The sequence below is a fragment of the Ferrimicrobium sp. genome, from assembly GCA_022690815.1.
Classification (GTDB): domain Bacteria; phylum Actinomycetota; class Acidimicrobiia; order Acidimicrobiales; family Acidimicrobiaceae; genus Ferrimicrobium.
The window spans coordinates 110128-133038 of record JALCZJ010000002.1; the positions used below are offsets into that span (position 1 = coordinate 110128).

16 protein-coding genes are annotated in these 22911 nt (G+C 58.5%); 10 read left to right on the top strand and 6 right to left on the bottom strand.

From position 1 onward, the window contains the following. Positions 1-107 precede the first annotated feature (107 nt). From MP439_01270 to MP439_01280, 3 genes are all read left to right on the top strand, one after another. A complete protein-coding gene (locus MP439_01270; GenBank protein MCI2974695.1) occupies positions 108-2087 on the top strand; it encodes a S9 family peptidase in 1980 nt (659 codons plus the stop codon). A gap of 1027 nt (positions 2088-3114) precedes the next feature. Further along, positions 3115-4572 carry an FAD-dependent oxidoreductase gene (locus tag MP439_01275; GenBank protein ID MCI2974696.1) on the top strand — a complete coding sequence of 486 codons (1458 nt, stop codon included), beginning with the start codon at positions 3115-3117 and terminating at the stop codon, positions 4570-4572. 1413 nt (positions 4573-5985) lie between these two features. Beyond that, positions 5986-8457, top strand: coding sequence for an SEC-C domain-containing protein (locus MP439_01280; protein MCI2974697.1), 2472 nt, complete (start codon positions 5986-5988; stop codon positions 8455-8457). 259 nt (positions 8458-8716) lie between these two features. On the opposite strand, the gene MP439_01285 is transcribed toward MP439_01280, so the two are convergent. Then, positions 8717-10561 carry an FAD-dependent oxidoreductase gene (locus MP439_01285; protein ID MCI2974698.1) on the bottom strand — a complete coding sequence of 615 codons (1845 nt, stop codon included), beginning with the start codon at positions 10559-10561 and terminating at the stop codon, positions 8717-8719. A gap of 425 nt (positions 10562-10986) precedes the next feature. Next, a complete protein-coding gene (locus MP439_01290; protein ID MCI2974699.1) occupies positions 10987-11154 on the bottom strand; it encodes a hypothetical protein in 168 nt (55 codons plus the stop codon). Between the two features lie 269 nt (positions 11155-11423). Here MP439_01290 and MP439_01295 point away from each other — a divergent pair, with 269 nt between their 5' ends. The 4 genes from MP439_01295 (at position 11424) to MP439_01310 (ending at position 15072) form a co-directional block, all read left to right on the top strand. Then, positions 11424-11678 carry a hypothetical protein gene (locus MP439_01295; protein MCI2974700.1) on the top strand — a complete coding sequence of 85 codons (255 nt, stop codon included), beginning with the start codon at positions 11424-11426 and terminating at the stop codon, positions 11676-11678. Further along, entirely contained in the window at positions 11675-11986 is a 312-nt protein-coding gene (locus tag MP439_01300; protein MCI2974701.1) for a hypothetical protein, read from the top strand. Before MP439_01295 ends, MP439_01300 begins: the two co-directional genes overlap by 4 nt. Before the next feature lie 424 nt (positions 11987-12410). After that, positions 12411-12863 carry a hypothetical protein gene (locus tag MP439_01305; GenBank protein ID MCI2974702.1) on the top strand — a complete coding sequence of 151 codons (453 nt, stop codon included), beginning with the start codon at positions 12411-12413 and terminating at the stop codon, positions 12861-12863. A 1126-nt stretch (positions 12864-13989) separates the two neighbouring features. Next, the gene (locus tag MP439_01310) at positions 13990-15072 is read left to right on the top strand and encodes an alanine racemase (GenBank protein ID MCI2974703.1); all 1083 of its coding nucleotides are present in this window, start codon (positions 13990-13992) and stop codon (positions 15070-15072) included. An 89-nt stretch (positions 15073-15161) separates the two neighbouring features. Here MP439_01310 and MP439_01315 read toward each other — a convergent pair whose 3' ends face one another. Both MP439_01315 and MP439_01320 read right to left on the bottom strand, forming a co-directional pair. Next, a complete protein-coding gene (locus MP439_01315) occupies positions 15162-15359 on the bottom strand; it encodes a hypothetical protein (GenBank protein MCI2974704.1) in 198 nt (65 codons plus the stop codon). Next, positions 15356-15919 (bottom strand): hypothetical protein, encoded by a 564-nt coding sequence (locus MP439_01320; GenBank protein MCI2974705.1) that lies wholly within the window; start codon positions 15917-15919, stop codon positions 15356-15358. Before MP439_01320 ends, MP439_01315 begins: the two co-directional genes overlap by 4 nt. A gap of 461 nt (positions 15920-16380) precedes the next feature. On the opposite strand from MP439_01320, the gene MP439_01325 reads away from it, so the two are divergent. Further along, entirely contained in the window at positions 16381-17502 is a 1122-nt protein-coding gene (locus MP439_01325; protein ID MCI2974706.1) for an NlpC/P60 family protein, read from the top strand. A 272-nt stretch (positions 17503-17774) separates the two neighbouring features. Here MP439_01325 and MP439_01330 read toward each other — a convergent pair whose 3' ends face one another. After that, a complete protein-coding gene (locus MP439_01330; GenBank protein MCI2974707.1) occupies positions 17775-18968 on the bottom strand; it encodes a divalent metal cation transporter in 1194 nt (397 codons plus the stop codon). 342 nt (positions 18969-19310) lie between these two features. Here MP439_01330 and hemG point away from each other — a divergent pair, with 342 nt between their 5' ends. Continuing rightward, positions 19311-19838, top strand: a complete 528-nt coding sequence (gene hemG, locus MP439_01335; protein ID MCI2974708.1) for a menaquinone-dependent protoporphyrinogen IX dehydrogenase — start codon at positions 19311-19313, stop codon at positions 19836-19838. A gap of 43 nt (positions 19839-19881) precedes the next feature. Then, complete coding sequence (locus MP439_01340) at positions 19882-20439, top strand: DUF2937 family protein (GenBank protein MCI2974709.1); 558 nt, start codon at positions 19882-19884, stop codon at positions 20437-20439. 57 nt (positions 20440-20496) lie between these two features. On the opposite strand, the gene MP439_01345 is transcribed toward MP439_01340, so the two are convergent. Further along, positions 20497-22911, bottom strand: a 2415-nt coding sequence (locus tag MP439_01345) for a hypothetical protein (GenBank protein ID MCI2974710.1), incomplete at its 5' end; no start/stop codon positions are given.

Sequence of the window (22911 nt, forward strand, 5' to 3'; positions counted from 1 at the left end):
TGACAGGTTTGTAATCACTTGAACCAGACGACGTGTACTGACCGGTCTCACGCTTACGCGCTGGGTGTCGATCGACGAGATGCCGAGAAACGAAGGGGCACAGCGACATGCGACCATTGCAAGCAGAAGATCTCATACGACTCCGAACCGTCGGCGACGTTCGAACCTCACCTATCGAGCACAGAGTCGTGTTCGTTGAACAGTGGGTTGATCAAGAACACAACACCAACTGCCAACGCATCCGCACCATCGTCGCGGGGGCCAAGCCCATCGACCTCACACAGGGAACCTCTGACACGCATCCACGCTTTCGTCCCGACGGCCGAGCGCTTGGCTTCTTGCGCCGGGTCGATACCGTCAATCAAGTTTGGGTACTACCCCTCGATGGTGGTGAGCCCCGTTGTGTCTCCCACTTCCCTGGTGGCGTCGACGCATTCGATTGGTCGCCCGATGGGACACACCTGGTCGTTGTCGCCCGGGTCGCACAAGACAACAGCCTTGAGGCACCGGATCCATCGCATCTCACACCTCGGGAACGGCACACCACCCAGATCAAGGTCATCACTGAGTTGTTCCACAAGTACGATGGTGACGGTTACTTCGACCCATACCGTCCGTATCTGTTTACCATCGATCTTGCCAACGACGCATGCGAGCAGTACACCTACTACCCCTACCGGGTGAGCGAGGCTCACTACGGGCCGGACGAACATACCCTCATCTTTCGCTCCAGACGTGGTGAGGCCTACGATCGTGGGGCCGACGAGGGCATATACTCCATCGATCTCACGACCCGCACCATCACCGAACTTGTCGCCCCGGGCGCTCAGGCTTTTCTCATGGGACCAGACGGAACACTCGTTTACACATGGCAGAACCCGACGTTGATCGGTTACGATCACGCACAGCTCTACCTCCTCCCCAGAGGAGCACACGATCCCCAGCTCGTCAACCCAACCTATGACTACCCAATCAGCAACGAGGCGCTCAGCGACGTTCTGAGCCCGGCTGGTGACACTCTCGTCTGGGACAAGCCGGGCGAAAGTCTCTTTGGACTGATCTCTCAGCGAGGGTCCGTGGAGATCGCTCACATTTCGCTTGCTTCAGGCACGGTATCTAAGATCACCGCGGGCCAACACGTCATCTCGTCCTTTGCACGATCCTCGGTCGATGGCGGGCTGTATGCGGTCATCACCACGGCCAGCAAGCCCAGTGAGCTCTACCGCCTCATCGACGGCGAAAGCCTACCACTAACCGATGTGAACGCTGAACTCGCTGGCGAGGTCGCCTTCACTGAGCCTGACTACTTTCAAGCAGCCAGCAACGAGGGTCATGCCGTGGACACCTGGGTGTATCTACCACCCAAGACCTATGTCGAACCCGTTCCCGCTGTGGTTGAGATACATGGTGGACCAATGGCGATGTACGCCCATGCCTTCTTCTTTGAGTTCCAACTACTCGCCAGCCAAGGATTTGCCGTCATTGCCGGTAATCCACGTGGATCCACTGGCTATGGCAAGGAGTATTGTGCAGCCATCTTTGATCGTTGGGGCGAGCGAGACTGGGCCGATATCGAAGCATCTGTCGATGCGGCCTGTGAGCGATCTCCGATGATCGACCGCAACAGGCTTGGCATCGGGGGTGGCTCCTATGGGGGCTACATGACCGCTTGGATCATTGGGCACAGCGATCGGTATCGAGCAGCCGTCATCGGTCGCCCGGTCACCGACTGGGTCTCGATGGTCGGGTCCAGTGATGTCGGATGGGATGAATCGCTTCGTGCTGGTGGCAAGCATCCGTGGGAGGATGACAGTTGGTACCGACAACAGAGCCCTCTCACCTATGTCGGCAACGTTCGCACCCCCGTTCTTATCGAAGCACAGGAGGGGGACCTCCGTTGCCCGATCGAACAGGCCATGGAGTATTACACCGCACTGCGCTACCTCAATCAGGTGCCGGTTCGCTTTGTTCGCTATCCAGACGAGTTTCATGGCATGAGTCGCAGCGGCAAACCATGGAACCGCATCCACCGACTAGACGAGATTCTCAACTGGTATCGTCACTATCTGGCTGAGGGAGACGCCTGAGCATACAAGACCCAACCTCCGCCCCCCATTCCGGGGTCGCCAGTGCAACAGCCGTACTTGTGTCCGGGCATTGGCGGACCGGCGAACTAGAAATCCCATGATCGAACCGACCAGTTGCGCGCCGATTCGTTGCACATCGCCAAACTCGAAGGACCAGCCAATGGCGCCGACAGGTACGGCCGACGTCGGTACTGAACCCGGGAGCCAGTCGTGTAATCGCGCGGGTCGATAAGAGACCCGCCACCGGCAGGGCCTGGCAACGCAGCATCGCTCAGATGACGACCTCGCAGTTCGCGGCCGTCAAATACATGGACGGACTCTCATCGTTTGGCATCCATAAGCGGACGATAAATCTTGATAGTCAGCACACAGCGAGCTCCAGCAATCGCAAGGTCGAACACTTCGCGATCAAGGCCCTACCTACCAAAGATCGTGCACCAACCCAAGTAGCCACAGAATCGATCGAGCTAGAGTCCACGCATGAGGCTCCTATTCTGTCGCGTCTTCCATCCTCACTGCGTCGATGTATCCTGTGGACCCAGCGCGTTCGCCAGCTTCTTCTTGGCCGTGACGCAACAAGCCAAACGCGGGCGTTCCCAGGACTGAGCGCGGGCGCTAGCCGGATGAATCGCAGCAAGCATCGATACCCACGGCATCGATGGTGTGGGGCCAATCGATTGACGCACCAGTCCCGCAACACCTGTGGGCTCGACCCATCACTTCGGAGAAGGTCTGGGTAATCGCAAGGACCCACCATATCGCGGCCAGCACCGTAATCCGTGGACCTTTGATCGTTTCTGCAAGGCCGAAAGTCCTCTTCTTGATTCAGTCGATCGTGCTGCTACGCGAGTAAGTATACCCTTTAGGGTATGTGTAGCCGAGGAATCGATCGATGACTATCGCGGTATGTGCCAAGAGGGAGTCCCGCTGGGTTCTCCGCATGGCTAGGGCAGAACGCGAGTTGAGCATACCTCAATCCATCAAAGATCTTCGGTATCGCGAAGGAGAGAAGGAAAGGTAGATTGCCATGGCAAGGATAGTTATTTTGGGGGCAGGGATCTCTGGTCACACTGCAGCGCTCCACCTTAAGCGAAAACTCAAGGATGAGCACGAAGTCGTCGTGGTATCACCCAATGCCGACTGGAACTGGATTCCATCAAACATCTGGGTTGGCGTAGGTAAAATGACCACGTCACAAGTCACCTTCCCCCTCGCACCGATCTATCGCCGAAAGCGCATCGACTTCCGTCAGGCCAAGGCGGTCGCGATCTGGCCCCAGGGTAATGAGACCAACCCGCAGGGCGCCGTAGAGATTGTCTACACCGATGCAAAGCGACAGGGTCAAACCGAGCTTCTGCGTTACGACTTCTTGATCAACGCTACGGGCCCCAAGCTGAACTTCGAAGCCACACCTGGGCTTGGACCGGACCACAACTCATGGTCGGTCTGCACCGCAGACCACGCCGCAAAGACATCAGAGGCATTTGCAGAGATCGTATCCGCTCTTCGTCGCGGTGAAAAGAAGACACTCGTGGTCGGGATGGGTCACGGATCATGCACATGCGAAGGCGCCGCTTTTGAATATGCCTTCAATGTCGAACACGAGCTCAGGCAGGCCGGTGTTCGTGACAACGCTGAAGTCGTGTACCTATCCAACGAATACGAGCTCGGTGACTTCGGCGTCGATGGCATGAAGTTCTCACAAAGCGGATATCTCACCAACTCTAAGATCTGGACTGAGTCACTGTTTCGCGAACGAGGCGTGAAGGCAATCCTTGGTGCCCACGTGGAACGTGTCGACCCAGACACGGTGCATTATGAGCAACTCGACGGCACAAAGGGGTCGATCAACTACGACTTTGCGATGTTGCTCCCTCCCTTTCGCGGCGTCGATCTGAAAGCCTTCGACCGATCCGGACAAGATATCACCCAAGAGTTGTTTGCGCCCAATGGTTTTCTGCGCGTTGACGCCGACTACTCTGCCAAGCCCTACGAAGACTGGAGCGCCGCTGATTGGCCAAAGACCTACCAAAGCCCGTTGTATGACAATCTCTTTGGCATCGGTATCGCCTTCGCACCACCCCATCCGATCTCTAGGCCACGCACCAGCGTGAATGGGACCGTGATCTCCCCCGCCCCACCGCGAACCGGGATGCCCTCTGGAGTCATGGGACGTGTGGTTGCAGAAAACATCGCCCAAAGGTTGCGGAGCGGCTCCACAGCGAGCCCCAAGACTGCCTCCATGGCTACGATGGGTGCCGCCTGTATCGCCTCAGCGGGGGCTAACCTCCGCACTGGGTCCGCCGCGGCCATGACCATGTTCCCGATCGTTCCTGACTACCAGAAGTATCCGCTCACCGGTAGGGACACCAAGTCAACGACTGGGGAAATCGGACGCAGTGGACACTGGACGAAGCTCCTGCTTCACTACCTCTTCATCTACAAGGCTCGGGCCCTGCCTGGCTGGTATCTCATCCCGGAATGATGTTGAATCAACTCGTAGCTCTGCGCTCAAAAAGACACAACGGAGGACATAACTATGGATAACGCCAACCAAGACATCGCCAACGCGCCACTGCCGACACGACGAACCCTGCAAACCCGCCGGAGCCTAACGTATCAACTGCTTCGCTTCGCACTGTTCAACGTTCGCATGTTGAGAATGGTGGGCAAAGGGCACGAGTGAACAACCTCTCCCTGGAGGTATATACCTCGCTGATTCATCACAACCAAATGGCAATCGCCCTGTGACCATGTCTGTTTGCCAACCTTAACGGCTCGTCAATCAGCGGCGCCTTAGCAACGACCAACGGTCAATTCTCTGATTCGCACCCGCAGCAGGCATAATCCTTAGTTCCCGCGGATTGAATGAGCGGCAGGCCCTTCGGGAACGGCGCGGCTGACGATCAGCCTCTTGAGACCTAGGGCACCGCTCTCACGCTATCTGGTCGTTCTTGGCGACCGATTGGCAGACTTGGGCGAGTAACGCCGCCAACGACAAGATGTCCTTGCGAGCTTGCGCAAGCGCTGCATCTCGGTCTGGTGTCTTCATCCGAGGCAGCGAGCGATTGGACGACCGCCACCACTCATGGATCATCGTGCTGGGTCGAGGTGAGTCATCCCTACATTTAGGCGTCCAACCCAACATTTGGATACGTGCGATAGCGTCACCCTCGGATAGGAAGCCTTCCACTTGGCGAGCTTGGCTGCCTTGTCCTTCCTGCTCGGATGGGTTGGATCAGGTCGAATCCAGAACCATTATCGCGTCGTAGTGGTGATGTCAATGTGGCAGTTGATGCCAAGCATCAACGTCGGACGTTCACCGACGCCATACTCGTGACCTGTGAACAGTGCACGGTTACAACCTGTGAGGACTTTGGGATCAACCCGATTCAGTTCAACGACAAGGATGATCCTGTCCACCTGACCATCGCAGAACCCCACCGATCGTCCTGCTCGCTCGCCTCACGAACTCATGCAACGGTGTGTCATCTCACATGTTGGGCCCGAGGCATCAGGCCCATGTACAAAGATATGTGCGGGGAGATCGCTGCTGGGCGCGTCCCGGCCAGGTCGGGACTGCTGGTGGAAGGCCTTCCGGGGTCATTGATTCCACGTCGAGAGCCAACAACGACCCTCGCATGTCAATGCGAACTGCACGAAGCGATTCACCTCCTGCCTGAAGGCGAGAGCAACCTCGCCTCAGACTTGGTAAATCCATGCCGACACTCACTTCGAAGGACACCAGCCGCCTCAAGGACACTCCCACGGCAACGAGGTCAGCGATTCTATCGTTACGCCACACACGACATGGATCCAGATCCTTGCTAACGTAGGCGGGACGGACTTCACTGACGAACTCGTAACTGCGATACGAGAGGAGTTAGGGCAATATTCGGTGCCCGTCGATGTCCTCGCTGGTCGACTCCACGAGCGCGAGGATCTCGCCTCGTTGCGCAAGTTCACAACCGATGAGCTCGCAGATGTCATCCGAGGCGAACTGGTGCTGGCCAGTGATGACTTTTGGTTGACCGAGACCGATGCGGTGATAGCCATTGACATGATGCTCGATGGCATCCAGCTCACCCACTGGGTGACGCCGTTCGAACTCGAACACGAGGTGCTAGAGGCCTTCCCTGACTTGGCCCTTCTAGATTGCGATGCGGTCGACGGCGTCTTACTCGCTGAAGGCGGGGAGCTCAAGCTACGAACTGACGAAGAGCTCGACCTCACCGCAGAAGCTGATGAACCGATATCCTTCTACCGCGGCGACCAGCATTGGTTAGGCAACGTCGACAAACCCTCACTGGTAATGTTGTCGCGTCATAATGGAGTGATCTCGGTTCATCCCGGGGAGCTCGATGCTGATGGCACTCGTGAGGCTGAGGCAATTCGACAAGTCTTCGATGAGCTCACGCTTGCTGGAAAACGGCTCGACATCCTCGAACTCCTACTTGAAGTTCTCGCACGTGACCCGAGCCTCTTTCGCTCTCCAGTACCACCCATCACCGAACTCTTTGAGCGTATCGAGCTTGTCGCTGACGGAGAAATCGTCCATCAAGTTGGGTTTGAGCCTGATGAAGAAGATGAGATGAATTTCAACGATATCCGCCAACGATTCGACTTCGATCTGTGCTGCGACTTGGCCTTCGCCGAAGTCATGATATCTGTACTAAGCGCAACGGAAGACGCCGAGCTGGCCGACGACGCGACATCGACCGATGAGACACATTTTAGTCGTCAAATCCTAGATAATCTCGCCCATGACAACGTAGCCCCTGCGGTTGCCGATGCCATTTTGGATGCAAGTGATGAATCTAGTCCGGTTCTCGACGCGTTTTTGGGGCGACTCCAGTCTTATGGACTTGAGTCTGCTCAGACCCACTATCTGCAAGCGCTCAACCTTGAGCGCAATGGCCAGGTATTGGCAGCGAAACAAGAGCTCGAGATAGCCGCCAGACTCGACCCGTGGTATCGTCCAGCGTTAGAGGAGTTGGCCTGGTATGTAAGCGATAGTGGGGATCTACGCAGAGCCGATGGACTCTACGCCAGGGCTCAAGTCGACGAGGATGATCCCCAACGCGCATACCTCCAGGATCTCCTATCCCCACCACTTCAAGGGGTCGGCCGAAACGATCGTTGCCCCTGTGGGTCTGGGCGCAAATACAAACTCTGCTGCCTCAACAACACGACTTGGCCGCTCGAGAAGCGGATTGGTCTTCTCAATCAAAAGATCCGAGCCTTTTCGATACGGCCACAAAACCTCCATCTTGCAGCGCCAATCTTCGCCTTTTTTGGGGACGAGTCCTCAGCCCTAGGCAACGATATCACCATGACCCTACTCCTAGATCTCGTCTCCTTGAGTGACGAGGTACTGGAACGCTTCGTTGACGCGCGAGGAGTGCTCTTGCCGGTTGACGAACGCCAGCTGGTGCAAGCGTGGATCGGCACTGGCCCATCGTGTTGGCAGATTCTCGAGGTTGACCCCGGTACTTCGATGACCATGCTCGACACCATGACGGGTGACTCTCGCGTGGTGGCCGAGAAGTCAATGTCAAGAGAGGTGCGTGTTGGTGACTATGCCTATGCGCATGTGGTTCCAGATGGGACCGGTTTCCAAATCATCGGGATGGTGCTGCGGCTATCAGCAATCCAACGAGAAACTCTATCGAGCACGCTTCGCGCGGGAGGTGGGCCCAAGAGGCTCGCCGCTTGGGTCCAGACGTTGACGACCCCGGCCATGATGCGAACCTCTGACGGCGAAGAGATCGTGATCTGTCACAGTGTGCTGGTCCCTACAACCTCATCGTGGCACGAGATCGCGATGGTGCTCGACGATATGTTCGACCGTCACGAAGGTGAACGTTGGGCAGATGTCGATCACAATACGATCGATGGAGTTATACGTGGGGCGTTGGAGCGACAAGACGACAGGTTAGTAGTGACCACAAACTCAGTCGAACGCGAGGAACGTATTCTCCGGATGCTGCGGAGTGCCTTCGGCGATTTGGAGCTCGTCGAAACCACACACACCGATCTCGAGGAGGCCCAGTATCGGCTCGAGGACGAAGAGAGTATCTCCTTATCGTCTTTTGGACGACACACTGTGCCAGAGGACGAGATCGATTCAAGCGAGGTACAGGCCATTCTCGACAAATTTATCCGACAGAAGGAGATTGCCTGGGTTGACGAGTCGATACCGGCCTTGCATGGCTTGACCCCTCGACAGGCTGCTAGGGATCCAACGCGTCGAGAGGAGCTCGTCGCACTCCTCAACGAGTTCGATGCCTACCCAGCGGTTGGATCGCAGGCGGTCTCATTCAACGTAGATCGACTACGCAGCCTCCTTGGGATGGAGCTGGACCACTAGGAACGCGACGATTGGCCCGTGTAGCCGCCCAAGCCCATCACGCTGCGCGCCCACAATGACTGACAGACCCACCAGTTGTGGAGATGATGAGCCTCCGGCGTCAGGCCATCAATCCGCGCTTGAATAGGCAATGCCAAAGGTATGTACGATAAGATCTCCAGGCTTGAGCCTCTCTTAGTCCGACCATAGACTGAAATCACATGCTTAGCGGCTGTTAACGAGTGGCACGGACCCTCCTCGATGAGCACATGTGACGCGTCTAAGTACTTGCGATCGGCTCCAGCATTTGTTTTGAACTCGCGCGTTGTGCAGCCATTGTTGCCATATAGGTGCGATGCCCGCCGTTGAGATTTCTGGCCATGAGACCACTGCGTTTGAGCAAGGTTGTCGCGACATGACCACGCAAGCCAACTGCACAGTACACCAGAAATGGACCGCCTCCAAGCTCTTTCATCCGGTCGCGGAGCTCATCGACCGGAGCGCAGATGCTGCCCGGTATCGCACCTTGGCGATATTCTGCCTCGGTCCTGACATCGAGCAAGGTCCAGCCGTTGGCGAGCAGCTCTTCAATCTCATCCGTCTCAACGACATCACACTCGCCAAATCTGATATTCTCCGCCATATAGCCGAGCATGTTCACCGGATCCTTCGCCGAGGAAAACGGTGGTGCATAGGCCAACTCGATGTTGGCCAGCTCCTCCACCGTTAGATGTCCCGTCATCGCGGTTGCCACAATATCGATGCGCTTATCGACACCAGCACCCCCCACAGCCTGCGCCCCAAGAATCGTGCCATCATGAGGGTCGAACAATAGCTTGATCGACATCGGCTCAGCCCCTGGGTAATAACTCGCGTGGTTCATCGGATGAGCACGCACAACCCGATACGGGCGGCCCAGGCCATGCAAGCGACGCTCGTTCCAACCTGTAATAGCAGCAGTGAGTGAGAACACCCTGACGACGGCGGTGCCGAGTGACGGAGCATGGCGCGAGGGTAGACCGCAGATATGGTCGGCAACGCGCCTGCCCTGACGATTAGCGACATTTGCCAACGCGATCAGCGATGGCATGTCACTAATCGCATCGAGTTTCTCGACCGCATCACCGACGGCGTAAATATCGGGGTCACTCGTCCTCATTGCCTCGTCAACCACGATTCCACCTCGTGGTCCGATCTCGAGATCAGCCGCTTGGGCCAGGCCGGTCTCGGGCCTGACTCCCACCGAAGCGACCACCATCTCGCCCTCAACTTCACGACCGTCACTCAGTGTCACACCCCAGTCATGAACCGCGGTGACGGAGACACCTGTCATCACGGAAACTCCATTTTGGATAAGCTCCTCCTCCACGAGGATGGCAAGTTCGGGGTCGAGGGCCGGCAACACCTGAGGGGACGCCTCGATGACGGTCACGATGATCCCATGACGGGTAAGATTTTCCGCGGTCTCAAGTCCGACGAAGCCCGCACCCACTACGACCGCGCTTCGCGGTGTCTTAGCAACGTCTCTTACGAGTCGCTCTGCGTCCTCAACCGTACGCAGCGGTCGCGTCCGTTCAAACCCAGGGATCTCCAGCCGCACCGGCGATGCCCCAGGACTGAGTATGAGCTTGTCGTAGTCGAGCGTCTCTACCACACCTCCATCGGTCGATCGAAACTCAACCCGATGCTGCGCTCGATCGATTCCGATCACCTCTGTCCTTACCCGGACATCCAAACGGAAGCGAGCGTGGAGGCGCTCAGGCGTCTGCAGCAGCAGATCCTCCTGATCATCAATGACCGAGCCAACGTAGTATGGAAGACCACAGTTGGCGTAGGAGACGTGCCCCGAGCGCTCAAGCACTGTGATGATAGCGTCTTCATCGAGGCGCCGGAGCCTCGTGGCCGCCGACATTCCACCAGCGACTCCACCAACAATAACGACTCGCCGCGGGCTCGTACGCTTCGCAACGGGGCTCACCAAAGAATTTTGCATACCCCCTAGCGTATCCTGGCCGACCTCATCCGGTAGGTAGTCAAGGCGATAATTGGGACTTTCGACCCTAGCGCCGTGGAAGCGTTTGGTTAGAACTACAAGCTGCCCGACGAGAGAACCGGCCGGGTGCACTTGACTCAACAGATCGGGACACCTTGCTTGGTCAACAACCGAGGTTGCGCAACCATGGGTACACCTGCATCAAGATGCCTACGGTGCCAGGGAGATCTACACGAGCGCACCTGGTCTATCAGCGTTCATCACTCCTCTCCTCCTCGGGGGCCAGCAGTGCGATCCACGAGAATATCCGCCGCTTGCGGCCCTCCTCGGGAAGGTTTGCGAGGCGCGGCCCCAACAATACACCAGGTCTCCGTAGAACTCTTGCAACTCCTGGTCGGTGAGCCAGAGTCCGCTCATTCGGTAACCGATTCTGTCACGGACCGGATCAGAACCTTCACGTCCAAAGTACCGATCCGCCTCGCTTATTAGATTGGCAATAAATGCCAAGAAGGCGTGCTGTTGCTCATCGTGCCCCATAGCCTGTGCATCCGAAGCGCTCACCTGCGCGCGCGCCGGTCGCAACACATCGTCCTCTCAACAGCACCGCGTCGCCGACACTCCGCGACCACCTGCAGAACCCCGGCCTTCACGAGGATCGCGACATGACGATAGAGACTTCCCATCGGTATATCTGAGAGTTCCGACGCGATCTGTGCTGTGGTCAACGCACGGTCTCCAAGGAACATCTAGACAATACGTAGGCGCACTGGATGCAGCAAAAGAGAAGCGCTGTTCACAACTGCATCCTAACCGTCAGAGCGCGCGAGCTTAGGTGTATCATTCTCAGTATTAATAGCGATACTGTTGCTTACCCTTGAGGAAGGACTCAAGAGTGGTGGAGATCGTTCGAGAAGGGCAGTCGTTGCATCTACGATTGAGTCTCTGAGAGAAGGCCGCCTCCGTCCATGGTGACGTCACCATTCCAGCAGCCAACGTGATCGCCATCGAGCCCGTGCACAACATCTCCGGACAAGTCCATGGAATGGAGCTTATCGGTGCTCGTTTACCAGGTGAGTTTGCCGTTGGGACTTTTGCATCGAAGGGCATCAAGGTCTTTGCGGCCATCCACCACCAACATCGCGATGGAATCCGCATCCGTCTCGACAGGACAGAACGATTTTCGGAAATCTTGCTCAGTTGTGACGATCCTACATCTGTCATCGGACGTCTCGCGGGCCACTACAAATGACGGGGGAGCGCCATGTCACCGGCATCGCTCTCGGTCTCTTCGCCATCATCGCAGAGGCGATCGTGCTGTGGCGACGACGTGACTCGATTTTTACGCTTGACACAGTGGTGCGTTGCACCCACGACCACGTCTTTACAACGTGGTGGATCCCAGGTGTCTCGATCAAGGCGTTCCGATTCCTCTGGTGGCGACTGCAATACTGCCCAGTCGGCCAACATCTGGCTTTGGTCACACCCGTTGACATGAGCACACTCACCGATCAGGAGATCACGGCCGCCACAACCAAGCATGACCTTCATATTCACTAACGACGATGTCGGTTGCAGTAACGCGAAGAATCCTGCGGGCCGACGTGGGTCCAAAGGTGTGTTCAAATCGAGAACGACTGGTCATCACAGACCAACACCATTTGCCACTTCACAGGTCGGGGGTGTGGACCCAGGAACGCGACGGGTCTGAGTCACAACAGTGCTGATGGTCGGTTTCGGCTCCTAAAGACTTGAACATTCTTCACCACTCCCGTCCCTTGCACCCCTGAGCCGTCGAGTCCCCAATGGCAGGAAGCATTGAGACAAGCTCGCTCATCAAGTTATGATGTCCGAGGAACCACGATGTCTGAGGAACCACAACGCAAAACTCTCGCCATCTCAAGCTTGCCGCCATGGTTGGCGGCTGGTCTCTCAGGCTAGCGTGAACCTAAGAACCCTGCATTCGAACTAGGCGAGGTGGTCAATGGAAGCCAAAAAGCGGTCGCGTGCCTCAGCAAAGGCAGCTGGTCGGTCGCTCGAGATGGACCTCATTAAGGCACTCAATCTCCGCAACCTCCAAGCCATCCGACTCGGGCTCCAGGGAACAAACGACAAGGGTGATGTCACCGCAGCGCGCGTACCAGACCACGTCTTTGAGGCAAAGAATTGTCGAACGCTGGCACTTTCAGCCTGGTGGCGGGAGACTACGCGCGAGCGAGCCAACGCCAACGCGCGCTACGGCTGGATAATCCACAAGCGCCATGGCGTGGGAGATCCATCCGAACAGTGGGCCACGACCACAACGGGACAACTGGCCGACCTTCTTCTCGAGCTTGCCACCTTACGCGAAGCCGTCGCTCAGCTACAACCACCGTTAGATTGCGAAAACGACGTCTCAATGAGCCTCGACATCGTTGTCGGTTCAGACCGTGAGTAAGGGCAACTGACCCAACGGCGTTACCACACGACTCGCTGAAACCTACGCCAGGGCGTGGGCGACCGGCATACCACAACCAGCCCAGCACGCCTGTTTCCGTCAGTTTTGTACGAAGCTTTGATTAACCAAGGAGTTCCTCACGCTTTGAGCGCACAAGGTGGCCAATCTAACGCCAAGCCCCTCGGCGTTTTCAGCGTTCTTGGGCTAGAGTCCGATTCAGAGTCGGCTGGGAGCAAACGGCGTGCTGGTGAAGTTACCACACGCACGGGCGGCCATGGCAAGCCGCTCATTCTGCCCACGCCTTATCGCTGCTTCCTCTCGCCATGGACTCCACGAAGCGGTAAATTTTGCAGCGGCGGCTTGCGTCAAAGCGTCTGGGGGTCAGCATCGACGGGACGTTACTCTATCAACCAGGCCCCGATAGATACCGCTGTTGTGGATGACCTCTCAGCGTCGCCTTCGGAAGTAAAACCAACGTCGACGATCCCTATCAATTGGGAGAGTACAGGCCCACGAGGGCCTTCGCGGCGACCATAGCTGGGCAAGCCATGTCCAAGGACCGTCCAACTGTAGACCGATCGTCATCGGCTCAGCCTTCGCGTCATGAGATCAGCCATCCACAGCCGAGGCGTTGTTGCACAATGCAGTGCCAGCTGCGGCATTTGTAAGACTTCACCCCACCGCGCCGCTCCACGTTCCCAGGGCAGCACCCCATTGTGAACCACCTATGGACCGGACCAGGAAGAATAGCCCGACAGGTCCGTCTTCGCTTCTCACTTTGTCGGTTGATTGACTCCCGCTATGGGCCAGGTGCACCCGAGACACGGGTGTCAAAGGTTAGCTGCCACTAGTCTCGTCGATTCGGATGTGCTAGTGATGTGGTTGACGAAGGGGGCGATCGTGGCCCCTCTCCACGTGGTTCCCTTACACCGATCTCGATGTTGTGGTTATCGATCGCCCCATGGTTCGACAATCGGGCGATAGACTTGTGCCAACATCAAGGCCAAGCCTTGAGTCGCCGCCGATACGACCGTGTCGGCTCGACGCCAGGTTCGGCCCAACTGACATCGTCATGCCGGCGACAACAGCCAGCGCAAAACCCGGTGTTTCGATAGGAAGGCAGCATATGCAGAGCTGGTCAATCCCCGACGATATCGCCACACCGAGTCTGCTTGTCAATCTGGAGGCCGTTGATGCTAACGCAAAGAGGATGGCCCAGCAGTTGTCCTCAAAGCACATCACCCTACGACCGCACACCAAGACTCACAAGTCAGTGGATCTTGCCCGTCTCCAATATTCCTTCGGCGCCAATGGCATCAGCGTCGCGACCATCGGCGAGGCAGAGGTCTTTGCCGCGGCAGGATTTGATGATATCTTTGTGGCGCTCCCTGTTTGGTGCACAGCCAAGATAGCGTCAAAGCTCAACCAACTCGCGACGATGGCCAAACTACGCATCGGCGTAGACTCAATTGCGGGGGCGCAAGCGCTTGCAACGCAAATCGATCGATCGGACCAGATCGAGGTCATGATCGAAGTCGACAGTGGACAACATCGGACGGGAGTGCGACCCAATCAGGCCGGGCAACTCGCACATGGATGTCAGTCGCGCGGCCTATCCGTTAGAGGCGTCTTCACCCACGGTGGCCATAGCTACCAGGGGCGAGATGCTGTCGAACGGGCTGCGGCCGACGAGATCTCAGCTCTGACGATAGCGTCCGAGAGCTTCTCCGATCAGGGCCTCACTCCGACGGTGGTCAGCGCCGGATCGTCGCCGACCGCTCTTCATCTTGGGGGCGTCGTCACTGAAGCTCGCCCCGGAACCTACCTGTTCAACGATCGCCAACAAGTAGCCCTCGGTGCCGCCCTACCTGATCAGGTGGCGGCGGTTGTCGCCACAAGGGTGATCAGCACCGCCGTCCCCGGACAGTTTGTGATCGACGCAGGCAGTAAGGCACTGGTTGGTGAGTCGTCAACCCTGGTTGCAGGGTATGGCGAGATACGCGACCTCGAAGGCGCCATCGTCACACGGTTGTCCGAGCATCACGGTATCGTCTCCTTTGATGGAACACCTCCCCCTGTGGGCACCCTCCTACAGGTCGTACCCAACCACATCTGCACCGTTATCAACCTCTTTGACCAGTATCTGACGCTCCGAGGATCAAGCCTCGCCGAACCCATCCGAATCGACGCTCGCGGCCACCTCACCTGAGGTTGGGAGCTCGCCACCAAACGACCTCGACTCAATAGGTATGAGGTGTCAGGGAGACTCGACCGGGCTGTTCACAACACACCGTTCGATCAGGGATGCTGACAGAACAAATGCCAGCCCACCTCGGCCCATCCAACGAGAAGTATCGAACGACCTAACCAAGAATCGAGAAAGCCACGGGCAATCGCAAAGAGCGTAGGCAACCGATCGGAGAAACGCTGCGTCACGGTTATCCAGACAAGCAGCATCGCCGCGAGGACGACCCAAACGAGTTGACCGAGATTCATGACAGCCTGCCCCCACCAACTGGCGGCCCCGGTCGTCGAGGGCCGCAATCGTCTGATCTGTTTGCGACGTCACGCTTGGACCGATGACCAACCGCGAAGAAGACTCCAAGCGCCAACCACGTGGCCACCAAGATGGACCGGCCAACGACAAAACGGCTCACCCGCCCTATCAGGTAGCTGAGCGTCGGCAGTGAAGGCACCTCTCGCAAAAAGCTGTGAAAGTCCCAACCAGCTATTGCGAGAGCAAGGACGATCCAAACGACGGAACCAGCAAAAAAGAGCGGCGAACGCTTGGTTGGATTGCGTAAGCCAGCACCAACTCGATGGAGCCAAGAGCGCGATGAAAGTGATTGGCATCCCCGACCGACAAGCACTGCCAACGCGACCACAACAATAATCGCGCTCACAATGCTGATGTGAGCTGCCAGGCTTGGCCAGGGATGGTAGCCCTCCCACCAGGCAAACCCAAGGCCAACAAGTACGCCAACCCATCCAACGCGTCGACGGAACGTTTCCCGACGCTCCGTGGAAGCAGGAGACGAATCCTTACGTCGTTCCATAGCGCTGACCCTAATCGGGGAACTCAGTCAGTCGTCAAGGTCATCGCGTACCTGCATCGTTTCCACATCCAGAACCGAAGGCGGTCGCACCGAGCGGAAACGATCAGCTTGAGGAGAGGCTCGATCCGCACTGAACGGCGATAACCCAGGCTCTCTTGCCCAATCAAGGTAGAGGTGACCCCGATTCAGCGATTCGCAGTAGACTGCTGTAAACTAGCGCATTACACGTGTAGTCCATCTTCAAGACGAGCTCCGAGACAGCTCAGCAGGCGGCGGCGCTCGGCTCACCAACCAGACGATAAACTCGCTGCGCTAGGATCACTTGCAACTTAGGCATGGCTTAACTAATATAACTTCAGTGGACGCTCAATAAGCATGAAGGAACTGTCGATGGGACTTACGTGGTCGGGTACCCATTGAACTGGCAACGTCGCGCAGGCGCGATCGTTATGGGTGTGGTGATGCTTGGGGCTGCAGTCGGCTATCCAACGCTACTCACCGCTCGGGCGTATGGTGGGACACTACAAAGCGACCAAAACCGAGCAAAGGCGATCGCCGGCAGAATTAATTTCCTTGACAACCAGGTCCAAGTCTACGCAGAGGAGTACGACCAGGCGCAGACACAGCTCGGACAGCTACGCACTACGATGACCGACACACAGCAAGCAATCACACGAGAACAACGTCGCGTCTCGGTCTTGCATTCAGAGGTGGTCGCTGAAGCGGATACGTTGTTTATGCAGGGTGGTACGGGCACGAACGTCACAACCTTGCTCCAAGCCAGTCCAAACTCAGCCGCGCTCATTCAGGAAGACATCAATACGGCCACCGGTGCCCAAGAGGAAGCGCTAGCAAACTATGACACTGCACAACAGGTTCTCAACCAACAGTACCATCAGCTGCACGCCGAAGGCCAACAGGTAGAAGCTACCGTCGCACTCATTGCGGCCAACCGTAGCAAGGCGCAAAATGCCCAGAGCCAAGCCGTGGATGCACTTAACCAAGTGAATCAACAAATTCAACAATTGGTCTACCAAGAGCAGCAAGCCGTGGTCAAACAGCGCGAAGCGCAGGCGGCTGCACAACTCGCCATCCAGCAGGCACAGGCACAGCAACCTAGCACAGCGCAAACACCATCTAGTCAAGCCAGTCCTCAACCCAGCGGGCCCACCCCTGGAACCGCGTCGGCAACCTCAATCATGGCCCAAGCGGCCCAGGAAGCGCTTCAAATCGTCAACGCACATGACACTACGTACGTTTGGGGTGGAGCCGGAGAATGGAGCAACGGATTACAGGACTTCGATTGCTCAGGTTTGGTTATGTATATCTATGCAAAGCTTGGCGTTGACTTCCCTCACTCCGCCGCCGATCAAGCAAGTGACACCACTCCGATCAGCTACTCGCAACTTCAGCCCGGCGATCTGGTCTTCTACGACACCGAAGGGGCGACAAGCATTGACCATGTCGCCATCTACGTTGGCAACGGCCAGGTGGTGGAGGCCACCAACCCCGGACGAGCTGTGTCACTAGATCCTATCACCTGGTCTGGCACACCGGTGCAATATGGAACCATCAACAGTTAGTCCGCTGATTGAAAGATATCTCAACGCAGGTCAATGGCCCTTCGCAACAACCCACATTCAGCAGTGCCGACGCCTCGGGAATTGAGACCGAGAGCCACAAATCTGTCTGCTTGATGTCAGGAACAACCAAACGTCAGAAACCTCCCTACACCATGCTCGCATCCACCAACAAGAACGTAGTCCACGCATAGGCATCCGGCTTCGTCCTGGCAGCCATATCAAGGGCTGCGGAGCATCGAGGGACCCGCTACCGGCCACCGTCGACGACCTGCTCACGTCCAACCAAGCGTAGCGGGTACCATGTAGAGGCCAAAGCCAATTACAACAAGGCAAAGCCCCGTCACGACGACTCGATACACCCCACGCATTCGGTACTCATCGGGTAGGGCCTTTGCCTCGAGTGAGAGGAGAAAGCCGAGGACAATTGGCAACAACAGCGCGTTCATCACCTCGACGTCAATGACAAGTTTCACTAAGTCAATGCTGAATAGAACGATGATCGCGCCAACCACGTGTGCAAGGGTATAGGTGACATAGAAGTTGGCCGAACGCCGGCTGGGGCGCTCGTTCAACGTATGCGCCCATCCGAAGACCTCTGAGATTCCCCAAGCCCCCGCTAGCGATGCTACTAATGCAGCGACAAGGCCTGCACCAAGCATGGCCACTCCGAGCAGTACCTTGGCACCGAGGTCGCCTACGAACGGTGTCAGCGCCGAAGAAAGCTGACTGACAGTGTCGAGAGTATCCCCTGGGTGAACGAGACCAACCGTTGCGGCGAACGCTAGCACCATCACGATCATGATCAACTGCGTGATCACCGATCCGACGGCGGTGTCACGGCGTTCTGCACGCAGATGATGGCGACTGAGACCCTTGTCGATCACCGCTCCCTGTTGGTAGAAGATCATCCACGGCATAATCACGGCTCCAACATTGGCCGCCAGCAATAGGACATATGAACTATCGTGCAAAGGAAGGTGGATCAGACCGGAACCGATCGCGTGCAGACTGGGGTGAGCAAGGAACATAGCTGGCACGAAGACCAGTTCGGCCAGGCCGAAGGCGATGCCAATGCGTTCGGCACGACGGTAACTACCGGTCAGAGCAATCCCGATCAGGAACGCCGCCGCAACCGAGACCGTGATCTTGCGAGGGATCCCGAACAACTCCCCAACTCCAGCAACGCCTGCAAACTCGGTAAGCAGTGCTCCGATTGACGTCGCAAAGAGCGTGCCAGCTGACAGAAGTGCCCAGTGCCTCCCAAAGCGCTCCCTGATGAGCGCTCCGTGACCCTTGTGGGTTACGACACCGAGACGGATAGTGATCTCTTGGACGAAGTAGAGAATAGGAATAAGAACCACCTGCGGGAGCACCATCCGGTACCCAAATTGTGTCCCCGACTGCGCTGCAGTAACGAGACTGCCAACGTCGGTATCGGCCAGCATCACCACCAGTCCCGGTCCCATCACAAGGAGAAACAGCTTCCAGGCCGGCAGGGCGGTCGTGCCCGGCGGCTGCCGAGGTGAGGTCGATTGGTCCACTGGATCGGTTCCGGAGGCTGGGTGGCCGAATTACGGTGCGCAGAGCGGCCGATCCGCTCGGGAATGCACCGAGATGTAAATAAGAGTGATTCGCATTTAAGTTCAAAATATCAGCGGGACGGCATGGCGTCAATTGCGGCGGCCCACAGTCCCGGGCAGCGGGGCGCCTTGAGGATCAAGAGGTGCTGCGTCCGGCGGCAGGTCCTGGATCCACGCGGGTTTCGGTGCCGGTCATCTTGGCGTACGCTACCGCGCACGAGGACGCCTGTGGCCAAAATCCTGATTGCCTATTCGACTGTTGACGGGCAGACGCGCCGGATCTGCGAGCGGCTGCGACAGCGACTCGAGGCGCTCGCGCACGCGGTGACCCTCGAGCAAATGCGCGACGATGTCGTCATCGACGCCGCTCCGTTTGACAAAGTCATCATTGGGGCAAGCGTGCGTTATGGCAAGCATCGCGCGCACGTACGGCAGTTCATCGCCGCAAACGCGCACAAGCTCGACGGCAAACCAACCGCTCTGTTCAGTGTCAATCTGGTTGCGCGCAAGAGCGAGAAGAACACCCCTGCGACCAATCCCTATCTACGCAAGCTCCTCGCCGAGGTCGGATGGCAGCCGCAGTGCGCCGCGGTGTTCGCCGGCCGGCTGGACTACGCCCTATATGGATTCTGGGACCGGCAGATCATCCGTCTCATCATGAAACTCACCGGCGGCCCCACGGCCCGCGATGCCAAGGTGGAGTACACCGATTGGGAACAAGTAGACGCATTCGCGCAACAATGTGCCGCTCTGTAGCGCCGCGGCGCGCGCCCGCGGCGGTCTGTGCCTGCGATTGCGGATGCGGCTGAAACGCACGATGCCGGTCGTACGGGGCCTGATCGATCGTCTGCTGCTGGTGTGCGGCGGCATTGCCGGCGGGCTAGTGCCGGGGTTCATCGCACAGTATCGCCAGCGGCTCGGCGGACGGCTCGAGCAGGCGCGGCTCGATCTGGCGCCCTGGCAGAAGATCGCCGATCTGTTCTTCGGCGGGCACCTGCGCAAGCTGATCGAGTTCCATCTCGCGAGCCGCGTGGCCCCGTTCCACGCCGAAGGCGCGGCAATCCGCGCTCTGGCCGACAATGTCCGCCGCTTGCAACGCGAAGTCGCGGCGCTGCACGGCAGTCTCTACCATCAGGCCTTCTATCTGGTGCTGCACCCCGATCCCGCCATGATGCGTGCCACGCTGCACAGCTGGGTGCCGACCTTCGGGCTGTCGCCCCAGGCACTGATATTCGCTGCGGTGTTTGCGGTCACGGTCTGGCTGATCTTTCAGGCGCTCTGGTCAAGCGCCGCGGCCGGCGCTCATCACCTCACGCACCGCCTACGCCGCCATTCTCCCGCTAGACCGAAGCCCTGAGCACGGGCCATGAGCCGGCGGACGCGCAGGCGTCCGCCGGCTCTTTCGGGATCGGGCTCAGCCCGCGGCGCTTTCCGGCTCCTCGCTGGCATTGGCGCTGTCGTCGGTCTCGGGAACGCTGCCGCCCACTTCCATGAAACTGCGGCGGGCCGGCCCCTCGGTCGCGCGCCGACGCGACGTATGGGTCGCGAAGCCGGTTCCCGCCGGGATCAGCCGTCCGACGATGACGTTCTCCTTCAAGCCCCGCAGATCGTCCTGCAGTCCCCGGACCGCGGCCTCGGTGAGCACGCGGGTGGTCTCCTGGAAGGAAGCCGCGGAGATGAACGACTCGGTGGCCAGCGATGCCTTGGTGATGCCGAGCAGCACCGGCTGCAGAGCGGCCGATTGCTTGCCGTCATGCTCGGCCCGATCGTTGATGTCGAGCGCGCGCGCGCGATCGAGCTGCTCGCCGCGCAGAAGCGTCGTATCCCCGGCGGCCTGCACCTCGGCCTTGCGCAGCATCTGGCGGATGATCACCTCGATGTGCTTGTCGTTGATCTTCACGCCCTGCAATCGATAGACGTCCTGGATCTCGCGCACCAGATAGTTGGCCAGAGCCTCCACACCCTGCAGGCGCAGGATGTCATGGGGATTCGGCTCGCCATCTGCAATCACCTCGCCGCGCTCGACCGTCTCGCCTTCGAAGACGTTCAGCTGGCGCCACTTCGGTATCAGCTCCTCGTACTTCTCGCCGTCATCGCTGGTGATGATCAGGCGCCGTTTGCCCTTGGTCTCCTTACCGAAGCTCACCGTACCGGACTTCTCCGCCAGAATGGCCTGGTCCTTGGGCTTGCGTGCCTCGAACAGATCCGCGACGCGGGGCAATCCGCCGGTGATGTCACGTGTCTTGGACGATTCCTGCGGGATGCGGGCGATCACATCGCCCACCGACACCCGCGCGCCGTCCTCGAGCGCCACGAACGCGCCCGCCGGCAACGAGTACACCGCCGGAATTTCCGTGTTGGCGAAGGTCACTTCCTTGCCCTTGGCATTGACCAGCTTGACCGTTGCGCGCAGATCCTTGCCGCCGCGCTGCTTGGTATCGAGCACCACGGTGCTCGACAGTCCCGTCACCTCGTCCACCTGGGTCGTCACGGTCAGCCCATCGATGAAGTCCTGGAACTTCACCAGGCCCGCCACTTCGGTCACGACCGGGTGCGTATGCGGATCCCAGGTCGCCACCACCTGACCGGCGCTCACGGCATCGTTCTCCTTGGCGCTGATGAGGGCGCCATAGGGAATCTTGTAGCGCTCACGCTCCCGACCGAATTCATCGACCACACCAATCTCACCTGAGCGCGAGACGGCCACCAGATGGCCTTTCTCGTGCTGCACGGTCTTGATGCGGTGGAAGCGGATCGTGCCCTTGTTGCGCACTTCGACACTGCTGGCCGCTGCGGCCCGTGACGCCGCGCCGCCGATGTGGAACGTGCGCATGGTCAGCTGTGTGCCGGGCTCACCGATCGACTGCGCCGCGATCACCCCGACTGCCTCGCCGATACTGATCAGCCGACCGCGCGCCAGATCGCGCCCGTAGCACTGTGCGCAGACGCCATAGCGTGTCTGGCAGGTGATGGACGAGCGCACCTTGATCTGATCGACACCCTCCTGCTCGAGGGTGCGGACCAGCTTCTCATCGAGCAGGGTCCCGTTGGCGATCAGCACCTCGTCCGTGCCCGGCTTGAGCACGTCCTCGGCGAGCACGCGGCCGAGCACGCGCTCCCCGAGCGCCTCGACCACATCGCCCCCTTCGACGAGCGGCGTCATGCTCAACCCTTGCGTCGTGCCGCAGTCGACCTCGGTGACCACGAGATCCTGCGCCACATCGACCAGCCGGCGCGTGAGGTAGCCGGAATTCGCGGTCTTCAGCGCGGTATCGGCCAGACCCTTGCGCGCGCCGTGAGTCGAGATGAAGTACTGCAGGACGTTCAGACCTTCACGGAAATTCGCCGTGATCGGCGTCTCGATGATCGAACCGTCGGGCTTGGCCATCAGCCCGCGCATGCCCGCAAGCTGACGGATCTGGGCGGCGGAACCGCGCGCGCCCGAATCGGCCATCATGAAAATCGAGTTGAATGACTTCTGCCGCACGAGCTTGCCGTGCACGTCCGCGACTTCCTCGCTGCCGAGCTTGTCCATCATCGCCTTGGCCACCTGATCGTTGGCGCGCGACCAGATATCGACGACTTTGTTGTAGCGCTCGCCATTGGTGACCAGACCAGAGGCGTACTGATCCTGGATTTCCTTCACCTCGCGATCGGCGCTGTTGATGATGCGCGGCTTCTGATCCGGAATGACGATATCGTCGATGCCGAAGGATACCCCCGCACGCGTGGCGTAATGAAAGCCCGTGTACATCAGCTGGTCGGCGAAGATCACCGTCTCCTTCAGCCCAAGCGTACGGTAGCAGGCATTGATGGTCGCCGAGATCGC